At 60.6% G+C, this 25,731-nt stretch carries 22 protein-coding genes; 2 read left to right on the top strand and 20 right to left on the bottom strand.

The genetic code is table 11. The features are described 5' to 3' along the window. Positions 1–88: 88 nt before the first annotated feature. Positions 89–475, top strand: a complete 387-nt coding sequence (crcB, locus tag SFHG_RS06200) for a fluoride efflux transporter CrcB (protein ID WP_042435027.1) — start codon at positions 89–91, stop codon at positions 473–475. Between the two features lie 228 nt (positions 476–703). Here the strand turns inward: crcB and SFHG_RS06205 are convergent, their stop codons facing one another. The 4 genes from SFHG_RS06205 to SFHG_RS06220 form a co-directional block, all read right to left on the bottom strand. Then, a complete protein-coding gene (locus SFHG_RS06205; protein ID WP_042435030.1) occupies positions 704–1,183 on the bottom strand; it encodes a universal stress protein in 480 nt (159 codons plus the stop codon). A gap of 333 nt (positions 1,184–1,516) precedes the next feature. Next, positions 1,517–3,706 carry a YhgE/Pip domain-containing protein gene (locus SFHG_RS06210; protein ID WP_042435033.1) on the bottom strand — a complete coding sequence of 730 codons (2,190 nt, stop codon included), beginning with the start codon at positions 3,704–3,706 and terminating at the stop codon, positions 1,517–1,519. After that, positions 3,699–6,710, bottom strand: a complete 3,012-nt coding sequence (locus SFHG_RS06215; RefSeq protein ID WP_052297822.1) for a YhgE/Pip domain-containing protein — start codon at positions 6,708–6,710, stop codon at positions 3,699–3,701. Before SFHG_RS06215 ends, SFHG_RS06210 begins: the two co-directional genes overlap by 8 nt. A 271-nt stretch (positions 6,711–6,981) precedes the next feature. Continuing rightward, positions 6,982–7,494 carry a YbhB/YbcL family Raf kinase inhibitor-like protein gene (locus tag SFHG_RS06220; protein ID WP_042435036.1) on the bottom strand — a complete coding sequence of 171 codons (513 nt, stop codon included), beginning with the start codon at positions 7,492–7,494 and terminating at the stop codon, positions 6,982–6,984. 401 nt (positions 7,495–7,895) lie between these two features. Here SFHG_RS06220 and asnB point away from each other — a divergent pair, with 401 nt between their 5' ends. Next, positions 7,896–9,896 (top strand): asparagine synthase (glutamine-hydrolyzing), encoded by a 2,001-nt coding sequence (gene asnB / locus SFHG_RS06225; protein WP_042435039.1) that lies wholly within the window; start codon positions 7,896–7,898, stop codon positions 9,894–9,896. Between the two features lie 89 nt (positions 9,897–9,985). Here the strand turns inward: asnB and SFHG_RS10605 are convergent, their stop codons facing one another. From SFHG_RS10605 to SFHG_RS11240, 16 genes are all read right to left on the bottom strand, one after another. Continuing rightward, on the bottom strand, positions 9,986–10,147 hold the full coding sequence (locus SFHG_RS10605) for a hypothetical protein (RefSeq protein WP_155815087.1): 162 nt from the start codon (positions 10,145–10,147) through the stop codon (positions 9,986–9,988). Continuing rightward, positions 10,147–10,986 (bottom strand): tRNA pseudouridine(38-40) synthase TruA, encoded by an 840-nt coding sequence (truA, locus tag SFHG_RS06230; RefSeq protein WP_081468958.1) that lies wholly within the window; start codon positions 10,984–10,986, stop codon positions 10,147–10,149. The genes SFHG_RS10605 and truA overlap by 1 nt, the downstream gene beginning before the upstream one ends. A gap of 149 nt (positions 10,987–11,135) precedes the next feature. Beyond that, positions 11,136–14,594, bottom strand: a complete 3,459-nt coding sequence (dnaE, locus tag SFHG_RS06235; protein WP_042435042.1) for a DNA polymerase III subunit alpha — start codon at positions 14,592–14,594, stop codon at positions 11,136–11,138. A 283-nt stretch (positions 14,595–14,877) separates the two neighbouring features. Continuing rightward, on the bottom strand, positions 14,878–15,147 hold the full coding sequence (gene atpC / locus SFHG_RS06240; protein WP_042435044.1) for an ATP synthase F1 subunit epsilon: 270 nt from the start codon (positions 15,145–15,147) through the stop codon (positions 14,878–14,880). Between the two features lies 1 nt (position 15,148). Further along, positions 15,149–16,603 carry a F0F1 ATP synthase subunit beta gene (gene atpD, locus SFHG_RS06245; protein ID WP_042435046.1) on the bottom strand — a complete coding sequence of 485 codons (1,455 nt, stop codon included), beginning with the start codon at positions 16,601–16,603 and terminating at the stop codon, positions 15,149–15,151. Continuing rightward, complete coding sequence (gene atpG / locus SFHG_RS06250; RefSeq protein ID WP_042435050.1) at positions 16,604–17,506, bottom strand: ATP synthase F1 subunit gamma; 903 nt, start codon at positions 17,504–17,506, stop codon at positions 16,604–16,606. Between the two features lie 11 nt (positions 17,507–17,517). Then, positions 17,518–19,089, bottom strand: a complete 1,572-nt coding sequence (gene atpA / locus SFHG_RS06255; RefSeq protein ID WP_181859444.1) for a F0F1 ATP synthase subunit alpha — start codon at positions 19,087–19,089, stop codon at positions 17,518–17,520. After that, complete coding sequence (gene atpH, locus SFHG_RS06260) at positions 19,083–19,661, bottom strand: ATP synthase F1 subunit delta (protein ID WP_042435055.1); 579 nt, start codon at positions 19,659–19,661, stop codon at positions 19,083–19,085. The genes atpA and atpH overlap by 7 nt, the downstream gene beginning before the upstream one ends. Then, a complete protein-coding gene (atpF, locus tag SFHG_RS06265) occupies positions 19,651–20,259 on the bottom strand; it encodes a F0F1 ATP synthase subunit B (RefSeq protein WP_042435058.1) in 609 nt (202 codons plus the stop codon). The genes atpH and atpF overlap by 11 nt, the downstream gene beginning before the upstream one ends. A gap of 52 nt (positions 20,260–20,311) precedes the next feature. Beyond that, positions 20,312–20,524, bottom strand: a complete 213-nt coding sequence (gene atpE / locus SFHG_RS06270; protein ID WP_042435060.1) for an ATP synthase F0 subunit C — start codon at positions 20,522–20,524, stop codon at positions 20,312–20,314. Between the two features lie 123 nt (positions 20,525–20,647). Beyond that, a complete protein-coding gene (gene atpB / locus SFHG_RS06275) occupies positions 20,648–21,436 on the bottom strand; it encodes a F0F1 ATP synthase subunit A (protein WP_042435062.1) in 789 nt (262 codons plus the stop codon). A 39-nt stretch (positions 21,437–21,475) separates the two neighbouring features. Then, a complete protein-coding gene (locus SFHG_RS06280; RefSeq protein WP_202898118.1) occupies positions 21,476–21,775 on the bottom strand; it encodes a hypothetical protein in 300 nt (99 codons plus the stop codon). A gap of 189 nt (positions 21,776–21,964) precedes the next feature. Next, the gene (locus SFHG_RS06285) at positions 21,965–22,450 is read right to left on the bottom strand and encodes a deoxycytidylate deaminase (protein ID WP_042435068.1); all 486 of its coding nucleotides are present in this window, start codon (positions 22,448–22,450) and stop codon (positions 21,965–21,967) included. Positions 22,451–22,528: 78 nt separating this feature from the next. Continuing rightward, positions 22,529–23,785 carry a serine hydroxymethyltransferase gene (gene glyA, locus SFHG_RS06290; protein ID WP_042435070.1) on the bottom strand — a complete coding sequence of 419 codons (1,257 nt, stop codon included), beginning with the start codon at positions 23,783–23,785 and terminating at the stop codon, positions 22,529–22,531. Positions 23,786–23,957: 172 nt separating this feature from the next. Next, entirely contained in the window at positions 23,958–24,395 is a 438-nt protein-coding gene (gene rpiB, locus SFHG_RS06295) for a ribose 5-phosphate isomerase B (protein WP_042435074.1), read from the bottom strand. Positions 24,396–24,488: 93 nt separating this feature from the next. Continuing rightward, positions 24,489–25,097: an L-threonylcarbamoyladenylate synthase gene (locus tag SFHG_RS11240; RefSeq protein WP_081468959.1), complete on the bottom strand. Its 609-nt coding sequence runs from the start codon at positions 25,095–25,097 to the stop codon at positions 24,489–24,491. Between the last annotated feature and the right edge of the window lie 634 nt (positions 25,098–25,731).

The raw sequence follows: 25,731 nt of genomic DNA on the forward strand, positions 1-25,731 counted from the left end.
GTTCCCGTCCAGTCTAGCAACCAACGCACGCGGCAACGGGTTGCACTACAATACGAACCCGAAGAACACGCATTGGAAAGGATGTGCCATGATCGCGGCATTATGCGTCGGAGCAGGCGGTTTTTGCGGAGCCATCGCGCGCTATCTGCTTGGGCTGCTCCCCTATCAGGGGCAATTCCCGCTCATCACCTTCGTCATCAACTTCACGGGCGCCGTGGCCATCGGCGCCGTGGTGGAAGCGGCCAGCGTCCGTCCCGGCATGCTGCCCTCAAACGCCGTGCTGTTCGTGAAAACCGGCCTGTGCGGCGGCTTCACCACGTTCAGCACCTTCTCGCTGGAAACGCTCGGGCTGATCGAGCGCGGCGAATACGCCATAGGCGGCGCCTATGCGCTCGGCAGCTTGGCCGTATGCGTGCTGGGCGTCGTCGCCGGCAAGATGCTGGTGCGCTGGGCGCTGGGGACGCAAGCGGCTTAGCGCACCGGCGGCGCCGATCGCGACGCAAGCAGAGATGCAACCTCATCGCCCCGTCTCCGCAACGCCCCGGCACCTGACACGGTTCAGCAATGCCGCATCGCCATAACGTCGGACGCGCCCGATTCGAAGGCAGGTGCCCGAGCCCCGCCATACGCCCCGAAACGCGAAAAAGCCGCCCGCAACGGCAAGCGCTGCAGGCGGCTTATCGGCCAAAACAACAGGCGAAGGCTACTTCACCGTAAGCACCGGCACATCGGTGGCGCGCAGCACGCCGAAGCTGACGCTGCCCAGCATGCCGCGGATGGCGCCCAGGCCGCGACGACCCATGACGATAAGGTCGCAATCGTGCTCCTCGGCATAACGCGACAGCGCATCTGCCGGAGAAGCGCCGGCAACGGCCTCCACCTGGGCACGGTCTCCCAGATCGGCCAGAGCATCGCCCAGATCCTCGACAACGCGCTTCTGCGCCTCGTCGAGCACGCGCTTGACCACGCCCTGATACTCCTCGTAGTCCAGCATGCCGTAGGGCACACCGTCAAGCGCGCCATCGGTTCCCATGCGGTCCACGCCCATGTAGCTGGACGGCACGGCATGCACCACGGACAGCTTGGCGTCGGCATCGCCGGCAACCAGGTCCTTGGCGTAGTTCAGAGCGTTCTTCGCGTGATCGGACCCATCATAGGGGACCATGACATGACGGAACATCATAACGGGCTCCTTCCCTCAAAAGCGCCCAGCGGCACCCCGCCGCACGGGCTTGAAACCGGCGGACGATCGCCGGATGCACAAGGCTTGCCCCTTGGCGCCTTGCTTTTGGACCCAACCGTTACGTTGCCGTCGTTCAAGCAGGTAACGCACCGTGTTGAACCTGCTCATGATTATACTCTATGCAGCGCGCGACGGGCCGCTGACCCGCGATCGGAACCCTCCCGCAAGGCAAGACGAACCGCCGAACGGGGCCGAACGCACGCGCATACGCGAAAAGGGCGCGGCCCGAAACCGGACCGCGCCCTGAGAGACCAGCCTTCCGGCAGCCGTCGGCTAGGCGACCACCTTCGATTTCTCCACCTGCTCCACGAACCAATACGTGAAGCGCGAGAGCACCGGCCGCAGGATGCCCATGATCACGAACGGCACGATGAAGGCGAGCGTTATGCCGATCTGCACCCAGAAATCGTTCTGGTACACGCCCATGCTCGCCGCGCGCATGGCGTTGATGACGTGCGTCGCCGGCAAAAACGGGCTGACGGCCTGGAAGAAGCCGGGCAGCAGCTGCAAGGGGAAGCTGCCACCGCCGCCGGTCACGTAGATGATGAGCAACAGCACGGCAAGCGCCTTGCCAAGGTTGGCGAACAGCGACACCAGCGTGTAGATGATGAAGCTGAACACGAAGCCCGCCGTCCAGAAGCACACAAGGTACAGCAGCGGGTTGGCAACCTGGACCCCCACGAACAGCATGTTGCCCAGGCACACCACCGTCGATTGCATGAAGGCCAATACGAACGGCGCGCCGTAGCGCCCGAAGAACAGCTGCCAGGACTTGGGCTCGACCAGCCCCGCCTCGCGCTTGGCACGTTCGGAGGGAACCGGGTTCAGCAGCACCATGATCAGCAACGACCCCACCCACAGGGCCAGCGTGGTATACAACGGCGCCATGGCAGAGCCGAAGTCCTCCACCGGGAACACGGCGATGCGCTCCACCCCCACAGGTGCGGACACCGCCTTGGCAAGAGCCTCGGGGTCCGAGCCGATAACCTGCTTCAGCTGCTCCACGTTTCCGCTGGCCAACGCTTCGTTGACGCGCTGAGACAACGCCGACATCTTGTCGGCCGACCCATGCAGCTCATCGGACATGGCGCGGATGGCGCTCTGCGCGCCCGCAAGGTCGGACGCCACCGAGGACGCGGCGCCGTTCAAGCCGTCGCCCACGCCGGAAAGCTGCGAAGCGCGCGCCGAAAGGGACTGAGCCGCCTGCGCCACCGAGCTCGCCAAGCTCTCAAGGCCCGGCTTCAGGTTATTCTCGTAATCGTTCTTCAGCTTGTCGGCGTTCGCCTTCGCCTCGTCGAGCTTCGCCTGGATATCGGCGCGGGCCGAGGACTCCGGGTCGTTGCCGGTAGCCATCTTGTCCGCCGCCGAGGTCAAGCTGTCGCGCAGTTTCCCAAGCGAGGATATGGACGTGTTCAGCTGCGACACCACGGCATCCACCGCGGGGCGGTACTGCTCGTCGAGCTGCGGCTTGATGGATTCGAGCACCTCGATGAGCTGCTGATAGCGCTCTATCTGGGAATCCACGTCGGCCGCCTGGTCGCGAAGGCTTTGCGCGGCGTTCGCCTTATCGGTATCCACCTGCGCATATACCTTATCGATGGCCGCGGGCACCTGGTTGAAGCCGTCGGAGCTTTGGGCCAGGGCATCGGACAAGGACGAAACCGACGTCGTCAGCGCATCGCCGATGGTCTCGGCGCCGCTTTTCGCTCCCGAGGCCTGCTGCTGCGCATCCTTCACCGCATTTTGCGCATTGCCCAGAAGCTGGGTGGAACTTCCTACGAGCGCCTGTGCCGTTCCCGCCAGGTTCGCGTACGACTCGAGCACGTCGGCGGCGGTGCGCATCTGATCGGCGGACGAGGATATGGTGCCCGAAAGCTTGGCAACCCGCCCCGCCGCATCGGCATCATCTGCCACCGTCCCCAGCGAATCGATCAGCCCCAGGGCCACATCGGAGATGGTCTCGGCGAACGTGGTGTTCACCTGGGCGGCAACCTTGCTAGACGCCTGATCGGTCACGCGCGGTGCCACGGCGTTCTTCTTCTCATTCTCATAGTAGATGAGCTCGGCGTGCTCGGCATTTTCGGAGTAGAAGCTCATCATGTCGGAGCTGAAGCTTTGCGGGATGACCACCGCCGCATAGTACTTGCCCGATCGCGCGCCGTCGATGGCATCCTCCTCGTCGGTGAACACCCAGTCAAGCTGGTCGTTGGCGCGCAGCGCCGACTCCACGCTGTCGCCAACGTTGATCTTCGTGGGCAGCAGGTCGCTTTGATATCCCTCGTCGGAATTGGCGACGGCCACCTTCAGGTTGCCCGTGTTATCGAACACGTTCCAGCACGCGATGACGTTGTACCACGTGAAAATGGACGGCAAGAACACCAGGCCCAAGACGATGACCACGGTTATCACGTTGCCGAACAGGTGCTTGATATCGTAGGAGAACAGCTTGAACACGTTACGCATGGCCGCCCCCCTTCTTCGAATCGCCCTTCTTCTTATGCTTCTTCTGCTTCTTCCCGTGCTTGCCGCGCTCGGCCTTGCGCTGCGCAAGCGCCTTAAGGTCCTCGGCGCTCAGCTCAAGAGCGGGCACCTCAGCCTCGAGCAGCTCCTCATCGCCCTTGCCGTCTTCGCCCTTTTCACCATGAGCCTCCTCGTCGGTCAAAAACGGGCCGTCGAAGTACGCCGGTCTGCCCTTTGCCGCCAAGTCCATCAGCGATGCGCCTTTACCCGGAGCATCCTTCGGCTTGCGGGCAGCGCACCGCCCGGCATCCTCGGCGCCGCACGCCGAGACGGGCTGGTCCGCCAGGTCGTCGGCAGCCACGCCCACAGGCGGCAGCGGCACGGACACGCCCGCCGCGCGGGCGGAACGGTCGACGGGCACCGAAACGCGCGCCGTCGACATGGCGGCAGGCACCAATTCCTTAACCACTTTTTTGCCCCGATCAGCCAGATGCCCGCGCAGCTCGTCGTCGCTCATGTTGTCGATGGACGCCTGGCGCTGGATGTTGTCGCGTACCATCTCCAATCCCAGCAAAAAGCCGATAAGGATAACCAACCAGGTCAGCCATGCCGTCAGAATGACCACCTTCTCAGTAGTGGTCACGGCGAACACCACCGAAACCGCCACCGGCACGGCGATGCCCAAAATGAGCGCGCCGCGCTTCAAGCGAGGATAATGCCTCAGGAATGTATCGGCCTGCTGGCGCACCGTATTGTGGAACTCGTCATGGTCGGACAATGCCCGGATAAGCTGCCCGATACGGTAACGGCGCTCGGGCACCAAGGCCTCCTCGACGTTGAGCAGGTCACTTTGCTGAATCTCTTTCGCCACCAGGCGGTTGAGGTTGGTCAGATGCGGTCGCACGAACAAGCCCACCAGCGCCATGGACAGCGCGATGAGCAGCAGCACCCCGCAATAACCCAGCCACTGCGTGCCATAGAAGCCGCCGATGGCCTCGCGCAAGGCGTTGATGCCGTAGGTGAACGGGAACATGGGATACACCGTGCGAAAGAAGGCATCGGTCATCTCGACCGGGTACAAACCCGTGCCGCCCGGGATCTGGACGAACACCATGATGATGCACAAGCCGATGCCGATGTGCTGGAACGACGACGACAGCGTGTATGTGATGCACAGGTACGAAAGCGACAGCAGGATAGCCGTTGCGAAAAACGCCGGCACCGATGCCGCCTGCACGCCGATGAACAGGCAGCCCGCCACGCACACCACGGCCTGCAGGGTCACCAGCAGGGCGAAGAACAGCCAGCGGCCGATATAGCCCTGCATAACCGTCAAGCCCGGCACGCCTTCCTTATCGACCTCCAGCTTCAAGATGACGCACAGCATCAACGTGCCGATCCACAGGCTCAGGCTGATGAACAGCGGGGCCATGGCGGAACCGTAGGCGTTGAGCGGGTACAGCTTCTCGGTGGTCACCTGCGTGGGCGCCTGCATGAACTCGGCGATCTTCTCCGGGTCGATACGCCCGTTGTCGACCAGCTCCGACACCGCCGACGACGTCCCCAACAGGGCCACGTCGTTGCGCGCTTGGCGCATGGTCCCCTCAAGGCTGGACAGCAGCACGTCGGTTTGCGCCATGGCGTCGCTTGCCACATGCAGCGTCCCCGACAGCTGATCGATCACGCCCGAGGTCTCGTCGATCAGATAGCCTTGGTTTGAGATGGCCCCCTTCAAGCTGGCGGCGGCGATGCCGACCTGGGAGATGCCGTTGCTCACCTGCGGCAACGCGCTCCCGAACAGCTGCTGCTGGTATGCCCCCGAAGCGGTGATGGCGTTTTGCGCAGCAGCATTGACGGTGTTGGCGGCGGCGGCGACGCTGGCGGCCGTGGCGTCCACATCGCCGCTGAGCGTCTTCAGGTCGTTCAGGTCGCGCTGCAGCTCGGCGTTGCGAGCGGTCAGGGACTCGATGGCGAACCGCAGCTGCTCCTTGTTCGGGTCGGAATCGGGCATCTGGTCGTGCACGATCTGCAGCTGCTCGATGACGGCGACGTTCGTGTCCAGCACGCCCTGGGCGCGATCGGCCGCGGCATCCACGGTGCCTTGCGCGCCGGATATGGCATTGGAAGCATCAGTGACCGCCCCGGCCGCCTGCGAAGCCACCTGGGACAGCATCAGGTTCGTGTTCGACATGCCGGGCATGGCCACCGACGTGAATGTGCCCAGGCTGTTTTGCAGCGTCAGGGAAAGGTCGCTGACCTGCTGCAGCTGGTCCTGCACGGTTTGCGCATCGGCACGAGCCTGCTCTAGCTGGCCCTTCGCCGACTGCGCCTTCTGGCGGGCCTCCTCGGTGGACGCCGCCAACCCGCTCACGGTCGTACGCGCATTGGAAACGGAATCGACGGCGCGCGATAGCTGCGCGGCAGAGCTGTTCTGCGCGGTGCTCAGGTTCTGCTCGGCCTCGGCGACCTTGTCGTTGAGCGTGTCCGCCACCACCGAGCTGACCGTCGACACGAACTGGCTGTTGATGGTCTCGTCAAGGGCGGAGGAACCCGCATCGGTCACCTTCGGCGACACAGGGTTCATCTTCTCGTTGACGTAATACTGCAGGTTAGGCTGCTGAAAATCGCCCGTCACGATGGTGAACAGGTTGGCGGTGAAGTCCTCGGGGATGACGAACGCCGCATACACCTCGCCCGATTCCACCTTGCGCATCGCGTCGTCGTAATCGGTGAACTCCCATTTCAACTGGTTGTTCTCATGCAGCGTGTCCACTATCTGGTTGCCCAGGTTCATCTGACCCATCAAGTCGTTCTCGGACCCGGCATCCTGATTCACCACGCATACGCGCATGTTTCCCGTGTTGTCGTAGGGGTTCCAAAAGCCGATGACGTTGAACCACGTGTACGTCGACGGCAGCACGACCAGCACCACGACCACCACCAGGGCGGCCGGCGCCTTCAAAAGGCGCAGCAGGTCGCGGCCGAGCACGTGCAGAACGTTTTTCATAGCAGGCGGTACCTCTTCCATAGCCGGCGCTACTAAGCGCGGTTTCATAACCTTGCGGCGCCATCGCGAAAACAAGCGCGGGCGGCCAGCCCCACGGCAGACCGCCCACGCCCAAACGTCAAGACGACAGGCGCCCTATTGCGTACCCGTCATTGTAAAATACCCCACCTGTTGCACTACTCCGTACAACGCCAAACCACAGAATCCGTTTCATTACTGTAAGAATCTCCCTTATCGGACGAATCAAAAGGGGCTACGCACCGCATCGACCCTACGCGCGGCTCGGCAGCTCCACGGACGCCTGATCCAGCACATGGCCGTTCATCGCGCGACGCAGCTCGTTGAGATAAAAGCCTTCCGGCAGCCCCAGCTCGCAATCGAGGGCATACACGTCCAACGTGTAGCTGTGCGTGGCATCAGGCGGCTGCGGGCCGCAATAACGGGAGTGCACTTGCGGGTTGTCGCTACCATGCGCCATGGGCGACCAATTGCTGTTGCGGCCCTGCACCATATCAACCGCCCCCGTGCGGCTGGCGTCCTCGGGAATAAGCGTGGTGGTCGCCGGCAGATTACACGCGGTCCAGTGGATCCAGCAGAAGCCGCCCACGGGGATCGCGTCGTAATCGACGAACGCCAGGGCAATCGTCCGCGCTTCCTGCGGCACATCGTTTATCTCGATGGGAAACGAACGCACGGGAAAACCCTCCAGCCGGTCCGGCTCCGACGCATACTTTCCAAACCTATCCGCCAACAGGCCACCATCCAACTCCACATGCACCTTCATGACACGCTCCTTCCCCATCAACGTATTCAACGTCGCGAAAGCCTTTGCGAGCAATCCGCCGTCGTCCCAACAGACCGAACAAGACGCGACGCGAGCAGGCGGGCGCGAAAAGCCCTTCCCGCCCGCGAGCCCTTTCGTTCCAAGCGCGCTTTCCCCGCAAGCGTCACCGGCCCACCGGTTCAGGCGAGCCTTTCCCCGCAATCCCTTTCAGCCGACCAGCGCAGGCGCCCCTATCGCGCAAGCGATTCTTTCCCCGCAGTGTAGCATGCGTCGCACAAACGCCGCCGCGCTCCCCGCGGGCTCGTTGGAAAATCTGCGCTTTTCGCGGGAGGCGTGCCACCGTCCGCCCCATTCGTTATGATGAACCTTACCTTTATATACGATTGGAGGGATGCCTCACCATGTGCGGTATCTGCGGATTCACGCAGGCTGATGATGCAAGCCTGCCTACACTGAAAGCCATGTGCGACGTCATGGCCCATCGCGGGCCCGACGGCGAAGGCCAGTACATCGACGCCGAAAGCGGCATCGCCTTGGGCCATCGCCGCCTTTCGCTCATCGACCTTGCCAACGGCAACCAGCCCATGGTGCGCTCCACGGGTGATCACGCCGCCGCCATCACCTCGCCGGCGCTGCGCCTTGATGGCACCCCGTGCGGCACGCCCGAGCAGGCTGCCGCCAAGGGGCGCTTCGCCATCGTGTTCAACGGCGAGATCTACAACTACCGCGACCTGCGCGCCGAGCTTGAGGCGCAGGGCTGGCAGTTCCAAACCAACTCCGACACCGAAGTCCTGCTCACAGGCTATCTGGCATGGGGCGAAGGCGTGCTCGACCGCCTGCGCGGCATGTTCGCGTTCGCCATCTGGGACCGCGATTCGCGCGAGCTGTTCTGCGCCCGCGACTTCTTCGGCATCAAGCCGTTCTACTACACGCAGCAAAACGGCCGCTTCATCTTCGCTTCCGAGATCAAGTGCATCCTCGAGCATCCGGACTACACGCGCGAGCTCAACCGCGAAGCGCTCGAGCAGTACCTGTGCTTCCAGTTCAGCGCCCTTCCCGAGACGTTCTTCAAGGGCATCTTCAAACTGGCTCCCGCGCACTGCATGACCGTGCATGCCGACGGGTCCATCACCGAGCGCCGCTACTGGCGTCCCGAGTACAACTTCGATGCGCAGCGTAGCCGTCAGGATACCGTCGAGGCCATCGACGAAGCAGTGCGCGACAGCGTGCGCTACCACAATGTGGCCGACGTCGAGGTCGGCAGCTTCCTGTCCTCGGGCATCGACTCCAGCTACATGGCGGCTTGCCTGGCCAAGGAAAACCCCGACATCAAAACGTTCACCGTGGGATTCGATTGCTACAAGAACGCCGCCGCCAACAACGCCGAGGGTGCCGGCGGCATGATGCGCGACGAGATTTCGTGGGCTCACGAGCTCGCCGACGAGCTGCACATCGCCAACACCAACAAGTACATCGGCGAGGACGAGTATTGGGAAAGCCTGCCCCGTGTGCAGTGGCACATGGACGAGCCGTCCGCCGACCCCTCCGCCGTGGCACTGTACTTCGTGGACCAGATCGCGGCAACGCAGGTCAAGGCGGTGCTTTCCGGCGAAGGCGCCGACGAGTTCTTCGGCGGTTACCGCATCTACCAAACGCCGTTCTCCAACGCCAAGCTTTCCTGGGCCCCGAAGGGCCTGCTGCGCGGCGCCTCCGGCGTCATGCGCAAGCTGGGCATCCGCGGCGCGAACTACCTTGAGCGCGCCAGCGAAACCCCCGAGGATTGGTACTACACCAACGCCAACGGCGTCGCCTTCACCGTGGAGGAGCGCGCCCAGCTGCTGCGCGGCGGCTGCAACGCCCCCACCCCCCAGCAGCTCACCGCACCGGTATACGCCGAGGTGAAGGACCTGGACGAAACCACACGCATGCAGTACGTGGACCTGTACTTCTGGCTGGTCGGCGACATCCTGCTGAAAACGGACAAGATGTCCATGGCCCACTCGCTGGAGTCCCGCGTGCCGTTTTTGGACCGCCGCGTGTTCGACGTGTCGGCAACCATCCCCACGCCGCTCAAGGCCAACGAAACGCAAACCAAGCTCACGCTGCGCGAGGCGTCCGAGCGCGCCATCCCGAAGGACTGGGCGCAGAAGGAGAAGCTCGGCTTCCCCGTCCCCGTGGTGAACTGGCTACGCCAGGACCGCTACTACAACCAGGTGAAGGAATGGTTCACCGGCGACATCGCGCGCGAGTTCTTCAACACCGATGAGCTGGTGCGACTGCTTGACGAGCACAAAGCCGGCGCCGACCGCAGCCGAAAGATCTGGATCGTCTACATGTTCCTCATGTGGTACAAGATTTACTTCGTGGACAAGACGGTGCCCGAGAAGCCGCAGGCCCGCTAGTCAGCGCTATGATGAAACGCCGAGGCCCCTTGCAACCAGGTTGCAAGGGGCCTCTTTTGTCGATAAAACGGTGACCGAAAAGCCCGCCATCACGCCAAGCGCGAAGCACGAACGCTCGTCAGATGGCCATGCTCGTCCTCGAACACGCACAAGCGCTTATCCCGGCTTTCATACAGATGGGTGAACTTCGCAAGATGGCGTTTTCTTTCCACCTTGCTCCCGGAGCGCTTGGCCTCCTGCTTACCCGCCATCAGTACTGCACCTTCCAAAACACCAGGCCGGCGGCTGGAGCATTCTCCCCCGCCGCGGTTCGGTCGCAGGCCTCAAGCACCTTGCTCACCCATTCGGGCTTGCGCAGGCCGCGGCCCACCATGACAAGCGTGCCCACGATGGTGCGCACCATGGAATGCAGGAACGCGTTACCCACCACCTTGATGGTCAGCACCTCCTCGCCCATGATGGTCTCGCGCGAAAGCGAGATCTCGTGCACGTTGCGGCACGTGGGCTTGCCCACGGCGCTGGCCGCCATGCAGAAGCTTTTGAAGTCGTGCTCGCCTTCCAGGTAGCGCGCTGCCTGCTGCATCGCCGGTATATCCAGATCGGCATGCACGAACCAGCTGAAATCGCGCATGAACAGCGGCGGCGTATCATCCAGGCAGATATGGTAGTGGTATTCGCGCCATTGCGCATCGAATCGAGCACTGAAACCCGGCTCGCGTTCCTCGACCGTGCGCACCGTGATGTCCTCATGCGTCAACGCATTCAAGCTTCGACGCAGGCTGTACAGGCTACGGCTTTCAAGCTCCTTGACGGAAACGTTGAAGCTGACCACCTGGCCAAGCGCATGCACGCCCGCATCCGTGCGGCCCGAGCACACCACCTCCACCGGCCGGCGCATCACCAGGGATAGCGCCTGCTCAAGCTCTCCCTGCACGGTAAGCTTGCCGGGCTGACGGGCGAATCCGCAGAACGGGCCGCCATTATAGGACACAGTCAGCGACAAGGTGCGCTCAGCATCCTCGCGTTCGAAGCCCACGGCATCGCTCGCCCGTGCCGCATCGGCATACGCCGTTGCGCCTTCCGCCTGCATCCTCGCGGCTTCCGCTTGCAACGCTTGCTCATTATGTTCAATCGCTTTATCCATGCGGTCCATGATACGCGACAACGCCCGTCAAAAGAAACGGGACCCGGATTCACATCCGGGTCCCATGGGATATCCAATACCAAGCAGTGCACCCGCTACGCAGTGAGCACGTTGTAGCCGAACAGATCCGTCAGCTCGCTGCGCATGATGGGGCTTTCCGCATCCACCGTGACCGGCAGCTCCGCCCGGAACTTGTGCCCGTCGCTTTGCTTCACGAACAGCACCACACCATCACGCCCCGGGTACGATTTCAGGATGCGGTTCAAGCGCATGGACTTCGATTGATCGAAGTCCGACATAGGCACGCTCAGGCGCAGCTGACGAGGCTTCGCATCCTCTTCGCTCAGCTCAAGCGTTTCCGTCTCGAACACCATGATCTGGTTGCCGCGATCGGAATGCTCGAACTTGCCCTTAATCTTGACGATGGTATCCTCTTGGATGGCCTCGGCGTTCTCCTCGTACTTGAAGCAGATGCATTCCACGTGGCCCGTGGTGTCTTCCAGGTCGAACGTGGCCATCTTCGTGCCGCGCTTCGTCAGCTTCGTCACAACATTGGACACCATTCCCACGAACACCGCGGACTTGATCTCCTTCGTGCGCTCGGCTAAATCACCCAACTGCCACTTCGTAATGCGCGAGATGTAGTTCTCGTACGGCGTGAGCGGATGGTCCGAGACGTAGATCTTCATGATCTCCTTCTCGTACGTCAGCAGCTGGCGCTTCGGCCACTCCACTCCGTCAGGAGCGGGCACATCTTCCTGGAAACCCGAATCCGCATCGTCCGCGAACAGATCGAACATGCTCACCTGGCCGCGATCGCGGTCCTTCTGGCGCTTCGCAGCGCCTTCCAGAAGCGGCGTCTCCTCGATGAAGTACATGAGCTGCTTACGCGTGTACCCCGTCGAATCGAACGCGCCGCCCTTGATGAGCGCTTCGAGCGTCTTTCGGTTGTAGCACTTTGCATCGACGCGGTTCACGAAGTCGTGCAAGCTGGTGAACGGGCCGTTCTTCTCGCGCTCATCTATAATCTCGTCCGCCACGTTGCGACCGACGCCGCGCACGCCGACCAGGCCGAAACGGATGCCGTTCTCAACCGGCGTGAACTCGGCGTTCGACGAGTTGATATCCGGCGGCAGCACGGGCGTGCCGTTGTGATTGCAGCTGGAGATATAGCGGATCAAGCGGTCGGTATTGCCCATATAGCTGGACAACACTGCAGCCATGTACTCGTTCGGGTAATGCGCCTTCAGATAGGCGGTGCGCATAACCAGGATCGAGTACGCAGCCGAATGCGATTTGTTGAACGCGTACTTTGCGAACTTCTCCGCGTCGTCCCAGATCTTCTTCGCGATCTCAAGCGAGTACCCGTTCTCGACCGCGCCGTTGTTCCAGTCCTCCTGCAGCATGCGCATGATGTCGAGCTTCTTCTTGCCCATTGCCTTACGCAGCTTGTCTGCCTTACCGGCGGAAAAGCCGCTCATGACCATGGACACCTGCATGATCTGCTCTTGGTACACCATGGTGCCATAGGTTTCCTCAAGCACCGGGCGCAGACGCTCGTCGTAGTAGTGCACGGGCGTTTTACCGCTTGCCACCTTGACATAGTCGTCGACCATGCCGGACTCCAACGGGCCCGGACGATTCAGGGCGATCGAAGCCACGATGTCGCTGAACCTCTTCGGTGGCAGGCGTGCGAACAAGCTTACATACAAGCCACCCTCAACCTGGAACAAGCCGTCCATGTTGCCCGAACGCATGAGAGCGAAAGCCGCCTCATCGTCAGTAGGAATCTCCTCGGGGATGATCTTACGACCCGTGGTCATCTCCACGTTGCGGCACGCACGCGAAAGCACGCCCAACGTGCGCAAGCCAAGGAAGTCCATCTTCAGCAGGCCCAGGTCCGGCGTGTAATGGCCGTCATATTGCGTGATGATGCCGCCGCCCTTGGTATCGCGTTTGACCGGCACATGGTCGGCCATAGGGTCTCGGCAGATGATGGTTGCGCACGCATGCACGCCCTCGCCGCGCACGTGGCCCTCGATGGACTGCGCCGCGTCTACGACCGCCTTGACATCCTCTTCGGTGTCGTAGGCCTTCTTTAGATCGGGGTTCGTGTCCAGCGCCTTCTGGATAGTGATGCCCAGCTCGTCGCCGATCATCTTGCAGATCTTGTCGCCTACGCTGTAGGGATAGTCGAGCACGCGCGCCGCGTCGCGCACGGCGTTTTTCGCCTGCAGCTTGCCGAACGTGATAACGCCCGTAACGTGATCAGCGCCGTACACCTCGCGAATGTGCTCGATGACCTCTTGACGACGTTCATCCTCGAAGTCGCAGTCGATATCGGGCATCTCAACGCGTTCCGGGGAAAGGAATCGCTCGAACAGCAAGCCGTTGGAAAGCGGCTCCAAGTCGGTGATACCCATAGCGTATGCAACGATCGAACCAGCAGCGGAACCACGGCCCGGCCCAACACCGATGCCCTGGCTTCGCGCCCAGTCCAAGTATTCCTGCACGATCAGGAAGTACGCAGGAAAGCCCTGCTGGATGATGACGCTCATCTCGTATTCGGCACGATCGAGCGGCTCTTTGGGAATAGGGTCGCCGTAGCGCTTCTTCATGCCTTCGAGCACCTGATGGCGGAACCAGCTCTCGTCCGTCTCGCCCTCGGGAAGCGGGAACTTCGGCAGAATGGAATCGCGCTCAAGGATGACGTTGCACTTCTCGGCAACCTCCACCGTAGTATCGCATGCCTCGGGGAAATCGCGAAGCGCCTCGCGCATCTCCTCTTCCGTTTTCATATAGAACTGGTCGTTCTCGAACTTCATGCGATTCGTATCGTTGACCGCCGAGCCCGTGCCGATGCACAGCATGATATCCTGCGCCTTCGCATCTTCCTGCAGCAGGTAATGGAAATCGTTCGTTGCGATGGTCTTCAGACCCGCACGATGCGCAACCTCGGTTAGCTGATGATTCAGCTCCGTTTGCGTAAGCCCGCCGTCAGTGCGGATGCCTTGGTTTTGCAGCTCGATATAGAAATCGCCCGGTTCGAAGCAGCTCGCGAACTTGTTTGCCCACTCCACCGCCTCATCGAACTGGCGATTGTCAAGCAGTTTCGGAATGATGCCCGCGATGCACGCAGACGAGCCGATAATGCCCTTGCCATACTTCTGCAACATGCTGAACGTGGTACGCGGCTTGTAGTAGAAGTTGTCAACATGAGATTCGCTGACCAGGTTCAACAGGTTGTGATAGCCCTCGTTGGTTTTGGCGAGCAGCAGCAAGTGGTAAAGCTTGGGCTTCACATCCTTGCGAAGCTCCTCGTCGGTGGTGAAATACACTTCGCAGCCGTAAATCGGCTTGACCTTCTTGCCGGTTTCCTTCTCGACGGCGGCACAAGCATCGCACAGCTCGGGGACGCCCGACATAACGCCATGATCGCTGATGGCGACAGCAGGCATGTCGAGCTCAGCCGCGCGGCGCACCATATCCTTGATATGAGTCAGGCCGTCAAGCAACGAATATTCAGTATGGTTATGCAAATGAACGAACGCCATGGATGCGCCTCGAATCTTCTCGCAAGTGATGTGCTGCGCTTCGGTCAGGCTGGGCGCCGATTGACCGAAGCAGGGTTTTCCGGTTCCCCATCATAGCAGCCTTTAGCGCACGCGTGTTCGAACAAACGATGGATTTCGCGCGGGGTTTCATGCGGCCCTACGCAAAACGGCCCCCGCCTTTCGGCGGGAGCCGTTTCAGGTGAACAGCCGATGGATACGACCGTCGCGTTGCCAGCAGTCGCACCAGCGGCCGCGGGTTCAGATGCTCAAGCCAACACCCAGGCTATGCAGCAACAGGCGTTGCGCTATCGGCAAGGATGATCACCTTGTCGTCGGTAACCTGCACGTAGCCGCCCTTGACTTCGTAGCGCTGCACGGGGCCGCCCTCTGCAGGCGTCAGGCGGATCTCGCCATCAGCCAGCACGGACACCAACGGAGCGTGACCGGCCAGAAAGCCCATCTCGCCCTCGACGCCCGGGACGACGACCATTTCAACCTCGCAAGCTGCAAGCTTCTCGGCAGGCGTGACGATGTCGCACTTGAAGCTAGCCATACTACGCTTCTTCCTTCTTCATTTCCTCGTAAGCAGCGTAGACGTCGTCGATGCCGCCCTTCAGGCGGAAGCACTGCTCGGGGATCTCATCGCACTCGCCGTCGAGGATGGCGGCAAAGGAACGGACGGTGTCCTCCATCTTGACGTACTTACCGGGCAGGCCCGTGAACTGCGTTGCCACGTGGAAGCACTGGCCGAAGAACTGCTGAGCCTTACGCGCACGGGAAACCGTGAGCTTCTGCTCCTCGGACAGCTCGTCCATACCAAGGATGGCGATGATGTCCTGCAGGTCCTTGTAGTTCTGCAGCAGCTCCTGAATGCCGGTGGCCACACGGTAGTGCTCCTCGCCCACGATTGCGGGATCCAGAGCGCGGGAGGTGGACTCCAGCGGGTCGACGGCCGGGTAGATGCCCAGCTCGGCGATGGAACGGGACAGAACCGTCTTCGCGTCCAGGTGCGTGAACGTCGTGGCCGGAGCGGGGTCGGTCAAGTCGTCGGCGGGCACGTAAACTGCCTGCACAGACGTGATGGAACCCGTGGACGTGGACGTGATGCGCTCCTGCAGGTCGCCCATCTCGGTTGCCAGCGTGGGCTGGTAACCAACAGCGGACGGCATACGACCGAGCAGTGCGGACACCTCGGAACCGGCCTGCGTGAAGCGGAAGATGTTGTCCACGAACAGCAGAACGTCCTGGCCCTGATCACGGAAGTATTCGGCCTCGGTCAGACCAGCCAGGCCGACGCGCAGACGGGCTCCCGGAGGCTCATTCATCTGGCCGTAGACCAAGCAGGTCTTGTTGATAACGCCAGAGTCGCTCATCTCCAGGTACAGGTCGGTACCCTCACGGGTACGCTCGCCAACGCCGGTGAACACGGAAGTGCCGCCGTGCTCCTGAGCCAGGTTGTTGATGAGTTCCTGGATGATAACGGTCTTGCCAACGCCGGCGCCGCCGAACAGACCGGTCTTACCGCCCTTGACGAACGGCTCGATCAGGTCGATGGCCTTGATGCCCGTCTCAAAGATCTCGGTCTTCGTGACCAGCTCGTCATACTCGGGAGCAGGACGATGGATGGGCATGTAGCCGGTGACCTCGGGCATGGGCTTCTCGTCAACGGGCTCGCCCATGACGTTCCAGATGCGACCCAGGGTCTCCTGGCCGACGGGCATCATGATGGGATGGCCCGTATCCAGAACGTCCAGGCCACGGATCAGACCGTCGGTCGAGCTCATGGCGACGGAGCGGACGATGTTGCCCGGCAGGTGGGTTTCGACCTCGAGGACGACGTGCAGGTCGCCCGCCTCGGTCTTAGCGTCAACCGTCAGCGCGTTGTAAATCGCCGGCAGCTGATCAGGGGGGAACTCAACGTCAACAACAGGACCGACGATACGCACGATGCGACCCGTGGCGCCTTTGCTGGCCTCGACCTCCTCCTTAGTAAACAAATGTTCAGCCATTTAATCCTCCAAAGCAGCAGCGCCACCGACGATTTCCGAAATCTCGGTCGTGATAGCGCCCTGGCGTACGCGGTTATACAATCTGGTCAACGTGTTAACCATCTCGGTGGCATTGTCCGTTGCCGACATCATGGCGTTGCGGCGTGCGCCCTGCTCAGCAGCTGCCGAGTCGATCAGCGCATGATACAGCGTAGTGCGAACATACGCCGGCAGCAGCTGGTCAAGAACAGCTTCAGGGCTCGGCTCGAAGATCACATCGCCCTCAAGCTTCTCGCCCGCGGACTCGTCAGCGGTCTCAGCCTTAGCGGCTTCGAAGGCCGACGTGTCGACGGGGAGCAGCAACTCCTCGCGAAGCTGCTGCTCTGCCGAATTCTTAGCGTGGTTGTACACCACGATGACCTCGTCGATCGATCCGTTGGCGTAAGCATCCACCGCATACGCGGCGATCTCGTCCGCTTCCTCGACCGTAGGGTCGGCGGACTGGCCAGCGAAGGCAAGAACCGGCTCGACACGGCGATACGTGTAATAGCCGATGGCCTTCTTGCCGCAGGCAACGACGCTGACCTCAGCGCCGGCCGCCTGCTTGCTCTTCATCAAACGATCGACTTGGCGCAGCACGTTGCTGTTGAAGCCGCCGGCCAGACCGCGGTCCGACACGACGACGACGATCAGCACGTTCTTGACCTCGTCATGCTTGCGCAACAGCGCATTCTCGGAGCCACCTACACGCTTGGCAACGTTGGCCAACATTTCGACCATGGACTCGGCGTACGGCGTAGCCGCCGCCACGCGTTCACCGGCAAGGCGGATCTTCGCAGCAGCAACCATTTCCATGGTACGCGTGATCTGCTTCGTCGAAGAGACGGAGCCGATACGCCTTTCAATGTCGTGAAGGTTGGGCATCTCTACCTACCTTACGCCGTGGGAGCGAACTGAAGCTTGAAAGCCTCGATCGCAGCGTTGGTCAGGTTCTCGACGTCACCAGTCCACTTACCGGCCTTGGCCAGCTCGTCGAACACCTCCGGCTTGGAAGCATGCAGGAACTCCAGCAGCTCGGTGCGGAAGCGCACGATGTCCTCGGTCGGAACATCGTCCAGGTAACCCTTGCCACCAGCGTAGATGGCAACGGCCTGGTCGTAGACGTCCATCATGCAGAAGCGGTTCTGCTTCAGCAGCTCGGTCATGGCAGCGCCGCGGGTCAGCTGATCTTGCGTGGCCTTGTCCAGATCGGAACCGAACTGGGTGAAGGCCTTCAGCTCGCGGAACGCGGCCAGGTCGAGCTTCAACGTACCGGCAACCTGCTTCATCTGCTTGATCTGCGCAGAGCCGCCGACTCGGGACACGGAGATGCCCACGTCGACTGCAGGGCGCTGACCCTGGAAGAACAGGTCGGTCTGCAGGTAGATCTGACCGTCGGTGATGGAAATGACGTTCGTCGGGATGTAAGCGGAGACGTCGCCGGCCTGGGTCTCGATAATCGGCAGAGCCGTCATGGAGCCGAGACCATTCTGCTCGTTCATCTTCACAGCACGCTCCAGCAGGCGCGAATGCAGGTAGAAGATGTCGCCCGGGTAAGCCTCGCGTCCCGGCGGGCGACGCAGGGTCAGAGACATCTGACGATAAGCCACGGCCTGCTTGGTCAGGTCATCGTAGACGATGAGCACGTGACGACCCGGGTTCTCCGGACCGGCGGGCTTGCCGTCCTCGCCGTTGTAGACGAAGTACTCGCCCATTGCAGCACCAGCCATCGGGGCGATGTACTGCAGCGGAGCGGAATCGGAAGCGGAAGCGTTGACGATGATGGTGTAATCCATCGCGCCATGCTTCTCCAGGGTCTCCTGCACGTTGGCCACCGTGGAGGCCTTCTGGCCCACGGCGACGTAGATGCAGACCATGTCCTTGCCCTTCTGGTTCAGAATGGCATCGACGGCGATGGCAGTCTTACCGGTCTGACGGTCGCCGATGATCAGCTCGCGCTGGCCACGGCCGATCGGGATCATGGAGTCGACGGCCAGGATACCGGTCTGCATCGGCTCGTGAACGGGCTTGCGGTGAATAACGCCCGGAGCCTTGAACTCGACCGGGCGGGTGCCCTCGGCCTTGATCTCGCCCTTGCCGTCAAGCGGCATGCCCAGCGGGTTCACGACACGGCCGAGCAGGGCCTTGCCGGACGGAACCTCAACCAGACGACCGGTGGTCTTGACCGCGTCGTTTTCCTTGATTGCTGCGACATCGCCCAGCAAAACGGCGCCCACTTCATCCTCTTCGAGGTTCTGTGCCATACCGTAGACAACCTGGCCGGTAGAGCTGGTGAACTCCAAAAGTTCGCCTGCCATCGCATTTTTCAGGCCATCAACGCGAGCGATACCGTCGCCCACCTGGATGACGGAACCCGTCTCGCGGGATTCCACACTGGTGTTCAGCGCATCGAGCTGCTTGCGCAGCGCCGCGTCAATAGACTGTGCGGTGATTTCAGTCACTAGCATTCACCTCCATCTGTGGAATGTTTCAGCACGTTGCGAGCGGCCTCAAGCTGCGACGTCATGCTGGCGTCGATTCGCTTGCCGTTGGCGCTCATCAAAATGCCGCCGATCAGGGACTTGTCGATGCTTTCACGCAATACGACCTTGGTGCCCAAGTCGGCTTCGGATTTCTTCGTAATAACCTCGCGCAGGTGATCGTCGAGCGGCACGACGGTGGTTACGTCGACCACGGTGACGTTCAGCTTGCGTTCGACCTGCTCTCCGTAGCTCTCCCATACGCGCGAGAGCAACGCGAAGTCCCCGCGCTCGGCCATGACGGCCAAGACATCGATAAGGACCGGATGTGCCTGCGCGAACACGTTGCGCGCAAGGCTATTCCTCTGCTCGGGCGTATAAGAGCTGTCTTGCAAAGAGCTAGAGAGATCCATGTTCGAACGCATAATGCGGATAATGCGCTCGGCTTGGTCGCGAACCTCCAGCACCGCATCCTGACCGCCGGCCGCTAAAGCGGCATCCAGCAGGACGGATGCATAGGTTGCAACCTTTTCCTTTTGAACATGGCGGTTAGTTGGCATTGAAACTGCCCGCCTCGTTCACGTAGCGCTCGATGATCTTGCGGTGCTCGTCATCGTTGAGGTCCTCGCCGATCAGGCGGGAAGCCACGGCGACGGACAGGTCGGCCACCGAACCCTGGAGCTCGGCGATAGCGGCCTTCTTGTCAGCCTCGATGGCAGCATGGGCCTTCTCGATCATACCGGCAGCCTCAGCCTGGGCCTTGGCGGTGATATCGGCCTTGACGGCCTCGCCCGTCTTCTTGGCGTCGGCGATGATCTGCGCGGACTGCGCCTTGGTTTCCTCCAGCTGGCGCTTGTACTCGGCGAGCACGCGCTCGCTTTCAACGCGAGCGTTCTCGGACTGCTCGAGAGCGTCCTTGATGGTGGTCTCGCGCTTGACAAGCATGCCTTCGAACAGCGGCCAACCGAATTTCGCCAGGATGATCCACAAGATGATGAACGCAACGAGCATGGGGATGAACTCATCCATCTGCGGCAGGATAGCCGCAACGCCGCTGCCTTCATCGGCAAATGCCTGAGCAGGAAGCATAGCGCTTGCCGCGCCGAATGCGACGGCTGCGCTGCCGCAACCACGGAGCACTTTGTTCTTAACGTTCAACTCGCTTGCCTCCTTTCCTTAGCCTATAGGTCTTGCTTGAGTCGAAAACCTGTTAGCCAATGAAGAAGAGGACCAGGCCCAGCAGTGCCAGAGCCTCGGACATAGCAGCGCCGATGAAGAAGTAGCCCATCAGGGTGCCCTTCATCTCAGGCTGGCGTGCAGCGGACACGCACAGGCCATACGTTGCAACGCCGATGCCGATGCCGGGGCCGATGGCGGCGAGGCCATAGCCGACGACCTTCAGCGCAGCGAGCGTGATTTCCATAATTACCTCCTTCGTTGAACCCGGAGCCTTCTCCGTGCTCATGCCAATATGCCCAAGCTGATCTACTTACGTCAGCTGTGGTGCCAAACATAACGGGTGGCGGCTTGACCGCCGGTCCGCGCATCAGTGGGGATGAACCGCCATACCGATGTAGGAAGCGGACAGGATGGTAAACACGTACGCCTGAAGGAACGCCACCAGGCACTCCATGGCATACATGAGGACCAGCAAAACGAACCATGCGACAGCAGGCAGCGCGGTAACGAAGTCCATGCTGAAAACAGCCTGCTGCAGGAACACGGTGGTTGCCAAAGAGAACACGGCCAGAACCATATGGCCTGCCAGCATGTTGCCGTAAAGACGAACTGCCAGCGTCAGAACACGGATGACCATGGAGAAGAACTCCAGGAACCAGATGATCGGGACCATGGGGCCGGGAACACCGGAGGGCACGAGGCTCTTGATGTAGCCGAACACGCCCAGCGTCTTCAGGCCGTAGAAGTTGAAGTACACGAACGAGATGGCTGCGAGCGCCCACGTGATGGAGATGGTACCCGTGGTGGCCTTCGCACCCGGGATCAGACCCACGACGTTAGCGATGAGGATGAAGAAGAACAGCGTGCACAAAAACGGGATGTGCTTCTTGAAACCCTCACCGATAACGTCCTGGCCGATGCTCGTGTTCACGAAGTCGTAGCCATACTCGACGGTGTTCAGGAACTTGTTCTTCGGGACCAGCTGAAGCTTGCGGCCTCCGATCAGAACGACCATCAGCACCAACGCCAAAATGAAGAACATATACAGCGTGTACTGGCTGATGTCCCAACCGCCGATAGAGAATACGGTGTGGGAATCGAAAGTTTCGGAGAGGTGCCGTGCCTCTTCGACGAACTTGTTGAGCGCCTCGCCCATCTCAGATCATCCCAGCCTTTCCAATAAACGAATCCAACATTACCGTGCAACGTTTTTACGCCACACGTACGCTGCGGTACAAACGATAAGCGAAACGATTTCGGCCATGCCGAAGGGAAACACAGACGGACGCGCGACGAGCGCGCATACGATCAATGCGACCGCAACGACTACAAGAGACACGAATGTGCCGCCTAGCCCGTATAGCGCCGCATTGGCGATCGATACCGAAGGATGCTTCCGAGCCAAACGCAGAGCCGCGAACAACGGCAGAAAGCCGACAAAACCGGTTATGGCACCGATAAGGATGGCAGCAACCATTACCTGCGTTTCACCCAAACCTTTCGTTGATCAAGATTCCCGCATAAAAAACCAGAGCTAATGATAACGTAGAACCACTCAGGCCCCCTCTAAACTCCGCAATCGCCACAAAACGTTGGCAAACGGCGTGATTTTATTCGATTTTGCCTACCATTTACCCTGCTCTACTTTTTCTCTTATTAACAAAACCGTGATAGTGTTCAGTTTTTATGCATTTGCATTATTTTGCATAGCGTCATCGTACACACGCAGTTTGATGCCCGCTTCGCGAAGCATGGACATCGCCAATTCATCCGGATAGGGGTTCGAGTAGATGATTTCCTCGATATCGGCGTTGATGAGCATCTTCGCGCACACCACGCATGGCTGGGTAGTTATGTAAATCGAGGCGCCCGTGATATTGATACCGTAACGTGCAGCCTGGATGATCGCGTTCTGCTCCGCATGCAATCCTCGGCAAATCTCGTGACGCTGACCGCTTGGCACCCCCAGCTGTTGACGCAAGCAGCCCGTTTCCGCGCAGTGGGCCAACCCCGTGGGAACGCCATTGTAACCTGTGGCCAAGATTCTGCGATCTTTGACGATGATCGCGCCCACGGCGCGACGAAGGCACGTGGTGCGCGTAGCGACCTCGTTGGCAAGCGTCATGAAATACTCGTCCCAGCTCGGACGGCGATCAGTGCTCCCGGGCATCGGCCCCTCCCCTTCCATGCACGAACGGCCGAGCAAGGACACCTTGCCCGGCCGTTGGCTTATACCTTTTGTTTACTGTTAATACTCCAAGCCAGGATACAGCGGATGCTTCTCCAGCATGGCATCGATCTTCGCCTTGACGTCTGCCAGCTTCGCCTCATCTGCGGCGTTGAACACGGTTGCAGCGATGCACTGGCCCACCTCGTAGAAGTCCTCTTTGGTAAACCCACGGCTGGTGGCGGCGGCGCTGCCCACACGGATACCGCTGGCAACGAACGGGCTGCGCTGCTCGTTGGGGATGGTGTTCTTGTTCACCGTCAGGCCGACGCTTTCCAAGAGCTTCTCGGCATCCTTACCGGTGACATCGGCGGGAGTCAAGTCGACCAGACACAGATGGTTGTCCGTTCCGCCCGACACCAGACGCAGGCCGCCATCGGTCATGCCCTGACCCATTGCAGCGGCGTTCTCAACCACATGGTCGATGTATTCCTTGAAAGCCGGCTGCAGGGCCTCGCCGAAGGCAACGGCCTTGCCAGCGATAACATGCATGAGCGGGCCGCCCTGACTACCCGGGAACACGGCAGAATTGATCTTCTTGAACAGGTCCTCATCGTTTGTGAGGATGAAGCCGCCGCGCGGACCACGAAGGGTCTTATGGCTGGTGGACGTGACGATGTCCGCATAAGGCACCGGGGAAGGATGCGCGCCCGTGGCAACCAGGCCGGCGATATGGGCCATGTCGATCATAAGGTATGCGCCGACTTCATGCGCGATCTGCGCCATACGCTCGAAGTCGATGATGCGCGGATAGGCAGAGGCGCCGCCGACGATCAGCTTAGGCTGGTGTTCTTTCGCCAGCTTCTCCATCTCGTCGTAATCGATGGTCTCGGTTTCGGGATCAACGCCATAAGAAACGACGTTGTACAGCTTGCCGGAGAAGTTCGCCGGGCTGCCATGGGTCAGGTGGCCTCCGTTATCCAGGCTCATGCCCATAACCGTATCACCCGGCTTCACCGTGGCGAAATATGCGGCGAGGTTGGCATTTGCACCGGAGTGCGGCTGGACGTTCGCAAACTTTGCACCGTACAGCTTGCAAGCGCGCTCGCGTGCAAGGTTCTCGACGATATCGACCTTCTCGCAACCGCCGTAATAGCGCTTGCCCGGCAAGCCTTCGGCGTACTTGTTCGTAAGAACGCTGCCCATGGCCTCCATCACGGCTTGAGACGTGAAGTTCTCGGATGCGATCAACTCGACGGACGAACGCTGACGAGACAGCTCTTGCCCAAGCGCGCTTGCCACTTCCGGATCGGTTTGCTTCACATGATCGATAGCCATGAGGACACCCTTCCAATTGATTAATCGTTGCAAACCGTACTCTAGCACATACCGCGCGGCCCCACAGGGTATGCACATCCTCGCAATCATCCGGTAACGATACGGCCTTAAACGGAAAAACGGCCGACGAATCGTCGGCCGTTCTGATTGGGCAAAACCGTAAGTGCCGCTCTTATCCCTCAAGCGCCATGATCTTCTCGACACGACCTGCATGGCGCCCTCCGCCGAACTCGGTGGAAAGGAACGACTTCAAAATCTCCTTGTTGGCTGACAAATCGACGAAGCGACCAGAAAGCGTGATGACGTTTGCATCGTTATGCTCACGGCAAAGCGCGGCGAAGGCGGGAGACACGATATTCGCCGCACGAATCCCATCAACCTTGTTTGCAGCGATAGCCATACCGATGCCAGTGCCGCACACCAGCACCCCTCGCTCAGCTTCGCCATTGACAACATCATGAGCAACAATCTCGGCGAAATCCGGGTAATCGACGCGATCATCGCAATCCGGCCCGCGATCGATAACGTTGTGACCAAGTTCCTTCAAATACGCAGCCAGCACCTGCTTCTGATCAAAACCTGCATGGTCGCTTGCAATGCTGATATTCATGTATCTACGCCTTCCACTGATAGATGCCTGCAAAGCCGATAGTACACCCGCACATGTTGTCGCACTTGCTCAAAAACATTACCCACGCAATCCTTATGATTGAGCTGCGACGTCTCTAAAGGGGATTCCGCCTTCGCGAACCATCCTCACGCCTCCGCCAGTGCAGTCGATTACCGTAGATGCCACGCCGCTGTGCAACGATTCAACGGAATCTCGCAAAGCGCACCCCACCCTTGCGAGCAATTCCGTATCGAGCAACTCAAATCGAGAAACCGAGGGTCTACCGCTGATATTGGCGGATGTCGTGGCAAGCGGGCTCCCTACACGGCGAATCAAAGCAAGCGTGGTTTCGTTTGCAGGCATACGCAGCCCAATGGTGCCCGACTCCGACCGATAAGATGCCGGCACTATATCCGAGGCTTCAACGATAACGGTAAGGGCGCCCGGCCAAAACCGGTGAGCAAGCTGACAAACACCTGACGGAAGATTCTTGCCATACCTTTGCAGATCGCCAATCGACCCAACAAGCCAAGCGATAGGCTTCCTAGCGTCTCTTTGCTTAACATCGAAGAGAATATCCGGCCCAGAAGCTGCGCAAACAGCAACACCCACGCCATAAACGGTATCCGTCGGGAATATGCAAGGTCGACCGTCAGCCAAGGCCAAAGCAGCATCCTCCAAGGTGTCCGGCACCACAGTCATGCAAACCCCCGATCAAAGAACAGCGCCCAAAATCAGCTATCGAAAACGTTCACTAAAAAGTGTAGCACCGAAAGCGACAATCGCAGAACCGACCACACAAGCCAATAGCAGCATAGACATAATAAGATCGAAGGAGCATATACCCCACGCACCTCCGACACACGCGGCACATAACGCCGGCACCATAACGGTGGACGTCCAATGCAAAATCTTTTCGATACCGCAGAGCGCCGAGAAAGTGCAGGCCGAACCGCCTCCGTCAGATTGCTAGTCCACGTTAATGCTAGAAGGCCCGCAGGGAGCCCACGCAGATCCTCCAGCACATGCCGTGCACAGGACCGGTCCAGCAAGAAGTCCTCGCGCAGATCCTCCGGCAGCGAACGGCCTCGGAATACAGAAAGACCCACAGGGGGCGATCCCCCTGCGGGCCCTCGGCCCAGGCCCGCGAACCGCGCCGGGGCCTCATAAAGATAAATAAGGCGCCGGCGCCGGCGCGCGGCGCCGATCAGACCGCCCCACCGGACAATGCCCCAAGACGTGGAGAGGCCCGCAAGGGACGATCCCCCTGCGGTACCTGCTCGCCCCACGATGCCGGGCGGGGCCCGTATGCACCGCAACGCCGATCGGGCCGCCA

The sequence above is a fragment of the Senegalimassilia anaerobia JC110 genome, from assembly GCF_000236865.1.
GTDB classification, from domain to species: domain Bacteria; phylum Actinomycetota; class Coriobacteriia; order Coriobacteriales; family Eggerthellaceae; genus Senegalimassilia; species Senegalimassilia anaerobia.